General features: G+C 55.2%; 6 protein-coding genes. 2 read left to right on the top strand and 4 right to left on the bottom strand.

Features of this window, described 5'->3' with window-relative positions; all coding sequences use genetic code 11:
- The 4 genes from AABZ39_16025 to AABZ39_16010 form a co-directional block, all read right to left on the bottom strand.
- Positions 1-3,060, bottom strand: a 3,060-nt coding sequence (locus tag AABZ39_16025) for a PAS domain S-box protein (GenBank protein MEK6796288.1), incomplete at its 3' end; no start/stop codon positions are given.
- A gap of 91 nt (positions 3,061-3,151) precedes the next feature.
- Positions 3,152-5,791: a glycoside hydrolase family 2 protein gene (locus AABZ39_16020; protein ID MEK6796287.1), complete on the bottom strand. Its 2,640-nt coding sequence runs from the start codon at positions 5,789-5,791 to the stop codon at positions 3,152-3,154.
- Positions 5,792-5,799: 8 nt separating this feature from the next.
- Positions 5,800-6,942 (bottom strand): cellulase family glycosylhydrolase, encoded by a 1,143-nt coding sequence (locus tag AABZ39_16015; GenBank protein MEK6796286.1) that lies wholly within the window; start codon positions 6,940-6,942, stop codon positions 5,800-5,802.
- A gap of 16 nt (positions 6,943-6,958) precedes the next feature.
- Complete coding sequence (locus AABZ39_16010; GenBank protein MEK6796285.1) at positions 6,959-8,557, bottom strand: cellulase family glycosylhydrolase; 1,599 nt, start codon at positions 8,555-8,557, stop codon at positions 6,959-6,961.
- Positions 8,558-8,861: 304 nt separating this feature from the next.
- On the opposite strand from AABZ39_16010, the gene AABZ39_16005 reads away from it, so the two are divergent.
- Positions 8,862-9,734, top strand: a complete 873-nt coding sequence (locus AABZ39_16005; GenBank protein ID MEK6796284.1) for a helix-turn-helix domain-containing protein — start codon at positions 8,862-8,864, stop codon at positions 9,732-9,734.
- A gap of 361 nt (positions 9,735-10,095) precedes the next feature.
- A partial coding sequence (locus AABZ39_16000; protein ID MEK6796283.1) for a hypothetical protein occupies positions 10,096-10,533 on the top strand: 438 nt, incomplete at its 3' end.

Here is a 10,533-nt window from a genome sequence, read left to right as displayed (position 1 = left end):
TTCCTTGAGCGCTTCTTCGGCGGCCTTTCGTTCGGTGATATCGGTCAGCACCGAGAGATGCGCCGGGCGGCCCTCGAATTGAACAAGCGCCGCACGTATCTCGAAATTGCGGACAGCGCCCGATTTCGTGATGAGCCGGAGATCATAGACGAACGGCACCTCTTCCCCGGATGCCCTGCGCTTCATGTTCTCGAACGCAACACCGACATCGTCAGGGTGTATGAAATCAGCGATGCTCCTTCCGATGAGGTCGTCCATTGCATACCCGGTAACTTCCGGTATTGCATCATTGAAATACTTGATGATCCCCGCCTCATGCACAAGAACGATATCGGGAAGGTTTCGCACCAAGGTCCGGTACTTATCCTCGCTCGCGCTCAGCTCCTTCTGCATACGCTTTCGTTCGGATACATCCGCGAACGCAACGACCATTTTTCCCGGCGATGTCTGGAACGCGTACACATCGAACATGCCGAGCAGGGGATGGTCTATGAACTCGCTTTCCTCGTTCGTCCAGATACCCCCTTTCTCGGCTATGGTACAGAATGTCGAAACGATACCGGCATCCAGTCCCGGCATGACCGCTTCAATGGACTTCCCCACATGTGCCCGATGATCGATATTGAGCATGCGGTCGGCAAATGCGTTCGCACCGGTAAAAACAAGGCGTGTGTCCTTCAATTCGCAGAAATGCATGCCCCACGGTGCCGCCTCGACGATGTTCCTGAAACGCGCTTCGCTCCTTTGCAGCTCTTCCTCGAATTTCTTGCGTTCTGAGATGTCGATGGCGATGCCGCGAAGTCCGGCGAACACCCCGTCGACATATCGCGGCGAGGAATAAATGATGACCGGATACGTGGTGCCGTCCTTGCACATGGCCGTGTATTCATTGCCGGCGCCTGATTCCATGCGCCCTTCAGCGACCGCACGCATGTTCTCCCCGACGCGTGCACGGTCCGCAGGAATGACAAAACCGCTCGCATGGAACCCATTGGTAAAATCGTCGAGGCTGTAGCCGGTCGCGGAGATACCCTGCGTATTGATGAACGTAATGACGCCTTTCGCATCGGTCTCGAACACCGACTGCGGTAGAAGATCGGTCAATTCCCTGAATTTCTCATCACTGTCGATGCGCGCATGCTCCGCACGCTTGCGCGTAACGACCTGCCATACGCCGTGCATAAGCTCGGTAAGCTGCCGCTCGTCAAAATCGTCGTACGGCGACACCTTGTTCGCAACACCGACGACGGCAACGATGCGTTCGGCGTCGAACACCGGCACTGAAAGGAAGCGCGTAAGGGCGACATGCCCCTCGGGATATCCCACCCTGCGAGTGCCCTCCGCGGCAAAATCATTGACGATAAGCGGACGCCGCTCTCGAACGACATCACCCCAGATGCCGGTGGTCTCAAGCTGATATACCGTTCTCGGCTCGGCGACCGTGCAGCGTTCCATCACGCTCTTCGACCATGAGAATATCTCGAACAACTTCTTCGCCTCGTCATAAAAATAGATGTATCCGATATCGCTTCGGGTCACCGCGAGCGATGCGGACAGCGCCTCATCGAATATCGCCTTCTCATCATCGAGCGGTGCAATGCGGGCCAGCGCCCCCATGCGTACCGATTCACGGAACATATGATCTTCGGCGCGTTTTTGTTCCGATATATCCGCCGCGGTACCGCGGAACCCGCATACCTTCCCGTTCTTCACGATCACCGAGTAAACGATAGCCACGGGGATGCGCTTCCCGTCCTTGCGGAGCGCGGTGTATTCGCTTCGATGCTCGCTGTCCGTACTGATGTTCGCAATGCCCGTACGGGCGCGCTCACGGTCCTCGGGGACCACCGTATCGATGACGGAGAGACCGTTCGCCACATCGCCCGGGGAATATCCGAAGAGCTCATGCGCCTTGCGGTTCGCGAAGGTTATCCTGCCTGTCATATCCGCTTCGTATATCGCGAGCGGGAGCAGGTCCGCCATCTCACGGAAGCGGAATTCGCTTTCGCGCAATGCGTCCTCCATGGCGATCCTGTCGGTAATATCATACATGACGCCGATAATGCCGTTCGGGGCGCCGCTCGTGTTCCGGATAATGCCTTTATAGAACGATACCGTATGATCCGTGCCGTCATGGTAGCGAACGCTCCCGTCGTACTGCTGTGTCGCTTTCGACTTCCAGAGCGCACGGTCCGCCGCATCGTACACGGCTGCCTTGTCGGGAGGGGACACCTCATAGACGGTCTTGCCGATTATCTCCTCACGCATTTTCCCCAGATAGGCTTCGAACGCCTTATTGCATTCGGTATATCTCATGTCGGCGGACTTTGCGAATATGGGGTACGGGATGGTATCGATCATCGTCCGGAGCTTCTCCTCGCTCTGCGAGAGCCGCTCTTCCGCACGGATACGCTCAAGCACGAGCGCCGCCTGACGCGCAAGCGATTCTATCGCCTTTGCATCGACAGCCGCACCGCCGCGGCGCACCAGTATGGACGCCCCGCCGACTATCGATCCGTAATAGGAAAAGCTGATCGAGTATACCTTCTCAATACCGAGTATCGTCTCGACAAGACCGCAGACGGTACGCGGCACGGTGTGCCCCGTGAGATCGAAGAGCTTTTCCGGGAGCATGCGCAGTCTCCCGTCGGGGCTTACCGCATCGCTCTTCATGATATCTTTCATCTCATACGGCGTTTCGAACGCCTTGCGTCCGAGAATCTTCTTCATCTGCTCGAGATACGCGTCAAAACCGATGAGCTTTACCAGCGCGACCGCGGTATGGGAAGCATCGCTCTCCCCTATCGCGATGAACGCATCGCCGAGCATGTCCTGTATCGCACGGCCGACAAGGTTATAGACATCGTCCTTGGTGCGCGCATTATGCAGCCGTATACCGGCATCGAATACGATGGCATTGATCTTTTCTTCCGGCTGCGGAGAAGGCGCTTGCGGTGTACGCTTCTGTCGAAGGAAGATACGCGCCGCCCCGATGCCGAGCAGGAACGCGACCGCGCAAAGTATGATCGCGTATAGTACTGTCACCGGGAGAACGGGCATAGGCAGCTCACTATGAACACCTCGAAATACTTGAACTGTACCCGAAGGATGGCCTTTGATGCAACTATATCCGATATGGCAGGCAAGTCAATCACGGGGAACGTATCCCATTGTACGTTTCAACCGTTATCTCTTGTGCGGTCAGGTATCCACTCACGCGTATCGTCCGCCGGTCCCCTTTCACAAGCGTGAACGCATTATCGGAAAGCCTGAGCGGCAGCGCGTGCTCATCAGCCATGCGGATAGAAACACCGAACGCTGTCTCGCGCGCCGTAAGCTCGATATCCGTACCCCCGGCTGACGGCATCGTGCGCACATCGAGAACATCACCGGGATGCACATGCATGGTCCGATACGTTTCCGGGATGAATATGCGCTCTGCCAAAGCGAGGTCACCGCGGACAAGGCGGGCTCGCAGCAGCACGTTCCCGGCTCCGTAACGCTCTCGGAGCGCTTCCCGCATGATGCGGATACCGGCGTGATGTACACCGCGCGTCATCGATATATCTTCGCTCATGGTTTCGCGCACAGAGCCGTCCACATGGACGACATCGACGGCAAGCGCACCCCATAGCGAAGGGAGTGTCGTGCTGATCCCGAATAGGAATTCCCTGTCGTCGAAGAACGGACAGATGACGGTATCCTGCATGGCACGGCGCACCGAGTAATACGCCATTTTCGGGCGGCCGCCGTAGTCGAGCACGGTAAGCTCTACGTTCGGCCAGGTATCGGTGAATTTCCAGATAAGCGCCCCGCCGCAGAACTTTTCCCGGAAACGGAAATTCTCGATATACCGCGTAAGCGCATCCGCCTGAAAAAGCTGCGTCAGATAGATAAGTTCATCGATGGAACGCCACTGGCCGAAATGCGCACGGACATTGCGCCACATCCCGTGAAGATATTCTTTGCGATGCCACCGAAGCGTGCTCCCCGCATGCAGCCGATACGCCTCTATCGATTCAAGCGCATTCTCATCGAGCGGCATATCGTCCATGAAAAAATCGCGCACGTCCGCGCGCGACGGGAATGCCGGCGCACCGCCCTCGCTGTTCATGGCGCATTCATCCTTCCTCAACAATGGATAATCGTTCTCGACATATTCGCGCGCCGTCCAGTTGCGGTTCTCGCCGGAGAAGGGGCTTCGCGGATAATCAACGCCCCACGGGCTCGATACATGGTACGGCACGCGGCTGCCGAGCGCGGAAAGCGTATTCGGTATCACTTCGTATCCGATGGTATTATGCGCACGACGGTCAAGCCCGCGGTCATGGAGCGACATATCGATCTCATTGGAGCCGCAGTACATGCAAAGCGACGGATGCAAGTTCAACCGCGTATGAATATCGGACACCTCGCGAGCTATCAGCGTCTTAAAGCCGTCGTCATCGTCCGGATATAATGCGCAGGCGAACTGAAAATCCTGCCATACGACGATACCGTTCTCATCGCAGAAATCGTAGAACCGCTCATCCTCGATGTATGCACCGCCCCAGACACGCACGGCATTTGCGCCGGATTCCTTATAGAATGACAGCGCCGCGGCATACCGCTCATCGGAGATGTTCGACAGGTTGTTCTCAAGCGGCTGCCAGTCATACCCGCGGAGGAATATCGGGACACCGTTCACGATGAGGCGGAATTCATGCACATCGACCTCATGCTCGGGCACTTTCACGCGCGACCATGGACCGGCGGGAAGACCGTCGATCACTTCCTCGTTAACCGAACCGACGTTCGCTGCAGTACCGTCCATCCCTACGCTGCTTTTTCCCGGGGAGCGCACCTCATAGCTCACCCGCCTCTTCTCAAGCACCTTTGTCGAAAGCTTGACATGCCGTATACCGATCTTGCGATGAAAAAGCTCGCACCCGTCTGCCAAAATGACACACTCGTAGCGATCAGGCTCTCCGTAACCGCGGATATTCCATGCATGCACATCATCCATCGTTCCCGACGCGATAGTCCTGTCTTCATGCTCTCCCGCGGGGATAACCGCCTCGCCCCCCCAGACACGAACCCCGTTCCATCGGAGTTCAGCTTCGAGACTCGTTTTGGTGAACACCGACAGGAACGCGCGTATCGCGAACGATGCGCGCTTCTCCCGCCAATCGTACTCGCAGTCAAAAATGACATCACGGACGAATACATTCTCATCGACAGCAATGAGTTTCGGCGTACCGATGAAGCCGACACCGGCCAGATGCGGCGCATTGTCCCAGCCGTAATGGAATTGCGGCTTACGCATCCATACGCGGCGCACTTCATCAAAGACGACGGCGTGTTTTTTCGCAGGCACTTCCCCAACCCGCTCATCGACGGTGCGTATCGGCGACTTGAATACGAATAGAAGCTCATTCGTTCCGGGCACAAGCCACCCTGTGATATCGAGCGAGAAACGGATGAAGCTGTCTTCGCCCGAATATGCAAGCGCGCCATTGACGTACACATCGCTGAAAGTATCAAGACCGTCTGCAGCGAGGCGATACCGTATATCGTGTTTCACATCGATAATCGTTCGATAGAAAAAATCCTTCGTCTCATACGGGAGATACGCCTTCTGATGATCCATCACGTTCGGGTCGGCCGTCTCTATCCCGGCGTCGCGGAGATGGCGTATCGAATCACCGGGCATGCGGGCGGGATGCCACGCCAACGATGGGATATCCGCGAGCGACCATACACCATGTTCGGCGAAAGCGAAAGCGAATTGCGTGAGCGGGACTATCTTCATCCGTGCCGTTACTTCCCGGCGCGATTCTGCCAATAAGACTTTAAAAGCCTCAGCCGATCCGTTTCTGTCCTGGTTTCCGGCGTTATCTCCTCTTTTTTCGCGTCCCACGCATGCTCGATGCCGAACGTCGCGTTCCCCGTCCCGTAACGGTCCTCCCGGAAACAGTGATAGCACCAGTCCCATCCCTCCGCTTCGAAGAGTTCAAGTGCATCCTTTATCCATGCATAGGCACTGTTCGCCGGCGCCACGCGTCGGCAGGAGAACTCACCCACCCAGATACGGGCGTTGTACTTTTTTCGGAATGTCGCCACTGCCGCCATTTTTTCGGATAAGAATTTTTTATCGACCATTGTCGGTGTTCGCGGTTCGTTCCATCCCAGGGGGATAATACCGGGATAGGTCACACCCGCCGGCGCGTTCATCCAGGTAACGCCTTGATGCGTCAATTCGGTCGGTTCGTACATATGGAACGTGTACACCGTGTTCGGATCACCGGTCGCTTCAAGCATATCCATTTTTGCAGGACGCGAATACTCCGGACCGCTCACTATGATAGTGTGCCATCCGTCCACCTCCCGTATCGCTTTGGTGACTTCTTTATTTATCTCGTTCAACGCGCGGTATCCACGTTCGTTCCGCGGGGGCGCGGGCTCATTGAGTATCTCATACCCCGCGACGATACGCCTGTCCTTGTATATCCCTGCCAGCCATTTCCAGAGCGAAGCGAGCTTCTGCCGGTTCTCCGGATTTTCCCAATTCGCCAGAGTCTCGCTCTTCCAGAGATCGCCGGGGAAGAACGGCGATTGATCGTGCAGGTCCAGTATCACCTTTATGTCCACCGCTTCCGCAAGCGTCAATATAGCATCGATAGCATCTTTAAACTTCGCTTCGAGCTCCCAGCCATCAATCCCTTTCACGAGCTTGGGCCGGACCATCTGGTATCGTACATGGTCGACCTTCCAGGCCTTCAAGTCCTGGAAATCCTTGGGTGTGAATGCGCCGTAAATGTTGATCCCCCGCAGACGCGCGCCGCCCCATGACCCCTTGTCGGGAGAGTCGGGCACGACGACCCCTGAAGGCGATTGACCGTACGAAGCCGCTATGGCGCTGAACAGTACGAACACAACTCGCAACATGATGTTGTTTTTCATTTCCTTTGACCTCCGGTCATTGTTTATTTTTCTTCCACGCATCAACAAGCACTTTCAACCGATCAGTATCCTTCCCGCCGTCGGGGTCATTACTGTCGGGTTCATCCGCATCGAACGTCGGATTCCAACCGTTCCACCCCTGATAGCAGTGATAACTCCAGCTATAATCGTATTTTTCAAAAATATCGATGGAATCCTTTATCCATTGCGCGGCGCCGGGCGCCCAGCGTATGGCTGAGAATTCGCCGACCCACATGATGGCATTGTTCTTTTTCGCGAAGTCGGCGGCGATGACCATGCTCTTTTCGAGTTCTTCCTTGTTCCACATCATCGGCGGGTCTGAAGGGAACTTCTTCAGAATTCCGGGATACGCCTTGTTCGTATATTCAGCGGTCTTGTAGCCGTGGATGCCCTGATGCGTATAGGTATGCGGCATATAGTGATGGAATGAATACACGACTTTCGGGTTGTCGATCGGCTGAAATCCCTCAAAACACCACGGCAGTCCCCAGGGTGCCGGCTCGATGATCAAATAAGTATTCCTATCGACAGCCCGGACCGCCTGACAGAGCACCGGGACCATATCCTTTCGCCAACGTTCCACTTCGCCTTTTGTGTTCGGCTCGTTGAGCAGATCATATCCGATGAGATTCGGGTGCGTACCGAATTCACGGGCTATGAATTTCCATACTTTTATCAATTCCTGCTCGTATCCGCCGCCGTCAGAAGCCGAGTACATAACATCGATCTTGCGGCCGACAATATCCCCCGCGGTTATTATCACCTGCATATTATATTTTTCTGCAAGGTGTAACGCAACACGGATACCGTCCAGATGACGCTTATACGGGACCATGGGTTCATCATCGGGGATGGGCGGGACCGTCTCTCCTTTTTTGACATACCATTTCGAATCACTGTCGACATTCACCCAGAGACGCAGAAGATTGATGTGCCAACCCGCCATCCGTTTGAACGCTCTATCAGAAATGAATTCCCCCGGATCGGTGGCATTCGCGCTGAACGGTCCGAAGGTGAACGTATTCACGCCGCGAAGCCCGTTCTTCGGCCAGCGCTTTTCCGCCGTGCTTTTCGTAAGCGGTTTTGCGAGCAGCATGAGCGTCTCCTTCGACTGACCGTACGCGGCGAGCGACAGATCCGCAAGTTCAATATATGATGGAATGAATTTTCCGTTGACGGGGCCCTGCGTCTGAAAGCGGATATCGAGCCGCCTTGCGTTCTCGGGCCTGTCGATGAGCTGCAGCATGCGTTTCACAGCTGCAGGCGACGGCGGAATGCGAATATAACTGCCCTTCCCTTTCATCTCTCCGACCGCATCATACCAGAGCCACGTAATGGCGAACGATGCGTTGGCGGGTCTGTCGGGGGCGGTACGGTAACGAAAGCTCAGTTTCAGCGTTTTCGGTGAATCATGGGTGATCGCATACTGGAATTGATATATGCCGTATTCCTCTTTCTCAGAGCGCAGGGTAATGCCGTCGTTCTGCTGCTCGGCGACTACGCTCTGTACCGCCTGCCATCGCTCGCCACCGGCAAGATTCTCATCGGCGAACAATACGGCTATGCTGATGATGCAGAGAATGATCTGTTTCATAGGAGCCCTCGTGATCGTTTTTCCCGCTCGATCCGACATGCCGCGCATTCGCCCATCGACGTGCACTATCGATAGAATGTACCGAGATGAACGTTCGAACTGTAACATGCTTCCACTAAGTTTTCAAGTTCCGCTTGAGTATGGGATTTGAAGCATATTTGGTGAATACTTTTCCGGACATCCTCGCTCCTTGCGCGAACAGCGCGCCGGCCCGATACCGTATCTATGAAGATCTTTTCAGGTGATTTACTATAGTACACTGACGGCATGGCGTCCTTGACTTTTTGGACATTACCAGGATTATATGGACATGGTTCGCATACGCTACAACGCCCGGCGCGAGTACGACAGGAATTTCGCCGCATCGGACGCCGTAAGCATCGTCCCGCATGTGCTCAACGGCGATTTTCCCGAACATACCCACGATTATATGGAAGTGTCCATCGTACGAAGCGGCAGAGCGTTCCACAGCGCATCCGGAAAACGTTCACTGATCTCGCGCACAGATGTGATGGTCGTCCCGAAAGGGGCATCGCACGCGTTCTTTGCATGCGACGGGCTCGAGCATTTCAACATCGCGCTTTCCGGGGCATTCATACAGCATCTTGATGCCGATATCCGGTCGCTTGCCGGGTTCAGGCTCTTCTCGCCCAGCGCTGAGGTGCGTACATTACGGCTCAATCCTTCATCCATGACGGAGATCGAGCACCTGATAGAACGACTGCTTGCCGAGCTCTCGCTCCGCGCAGCGGGGCATAAGGCCGTCACACGCGTCCTCACGATGGAGCTTATCATCCGCCTTGCACGGGCGTACGCCGGCGACACGGCCGGCAACACAGCGATCGATCCGCTTTCCCGCATCGCAGGATATATCGAAGCGAATTGGAATCGCCCTCTCCCCTTGCCGCATCTGGCGAAACGATTCGGGAGTTCGATACGCCACTTCGACCGCGTGTTCAAAAGCCATTACCGCGTAACGCCCGTAGAGCACATACTGCAGCTGCGTGTTCAGCGCGCTGAGGAGATGCTCGCATCGACGAACCGCACAATAACCGAGATCGCGTTCGACTGCGGCTTCACCGACAGCAATTATTTCTCGCGACAGTTCAAGCGGCTTACGGGCAAACGGCCGCGCGACGCACGGCCGTACCAAAACGCTCTCGTACGCGCACCATAGAACCACCAAGGCCCAAAGACACCAAGATATATAAAGTTATGATCGTGCACCAAACAAATGATTGTAATAGAACGAGAGCCATTCTTCTCCATTTCTTCGTGCCTTGGCGACTTGGTGGTTCCCCCTACGTGATACTTTGGGGCAATGGCTTGACAGGGGCAATGGCCTTCAGTTGCAGATACGCACCGGTGTGTTATACTCGCCGTATGGATTATCAGCGAAATTTCCTTAAGACACTTGAAATAATCGGCACTGTGTTCGCGCTGAAGAAGGCATACATCCGGACACAGCACCCGACATGGACCGATGACTTGATCGACAGAGAGATAAACCGCCAGATACTGAAACGGAAGGAAGATGCATGGGAATCCCGGACGGGATGCTTGAAACCCTTAAAAAAGTAAGCGAGGTCTGCACTTCTCATAACCTCAGATACTGTCTTGCGGGAGGACTCGCCGTGGGCGTGATCGCGGCTCCCCGTGCGACCGAAGATATCGATATCACGCTTCTTATGGAAATATCCGAGCTGCCCCGTCTTAAGAAAATACTGTCCGCGGCTTTCGATATCGTACAGTTCAACGAAAAGCGTCTTGAGTTCGCGGACACATCCATTCAACGCGTCGTCATCCGGGGAAAAGGCGAGAACATCATCATCCTCGATATACTGCTCCCTGTACATCCGATCTATCGATCGGCGGTCGAGAATGCAATACCAATAACGATCGACGGTATTGTAATTTACGTATCACGCCCGGAAGATCTTATTCTGATGAAATCGCTGTCATCCCGGCCGCAGGAC

The sequence above is a fragment of the Spirochaetota bacterium genome, assembly GCA_038043445.1.
In the GTDB taxonomy this organism is placed as follows: Bacteria; Spirochaetota; Brachyspiria; order Brachyspirales; family JACRPF01; genus JBBTBY01.
Note: the sequence above shows the minus strand (reverse complement) of the source record. Positions and strands in the feature narration are given on the sequence as shown.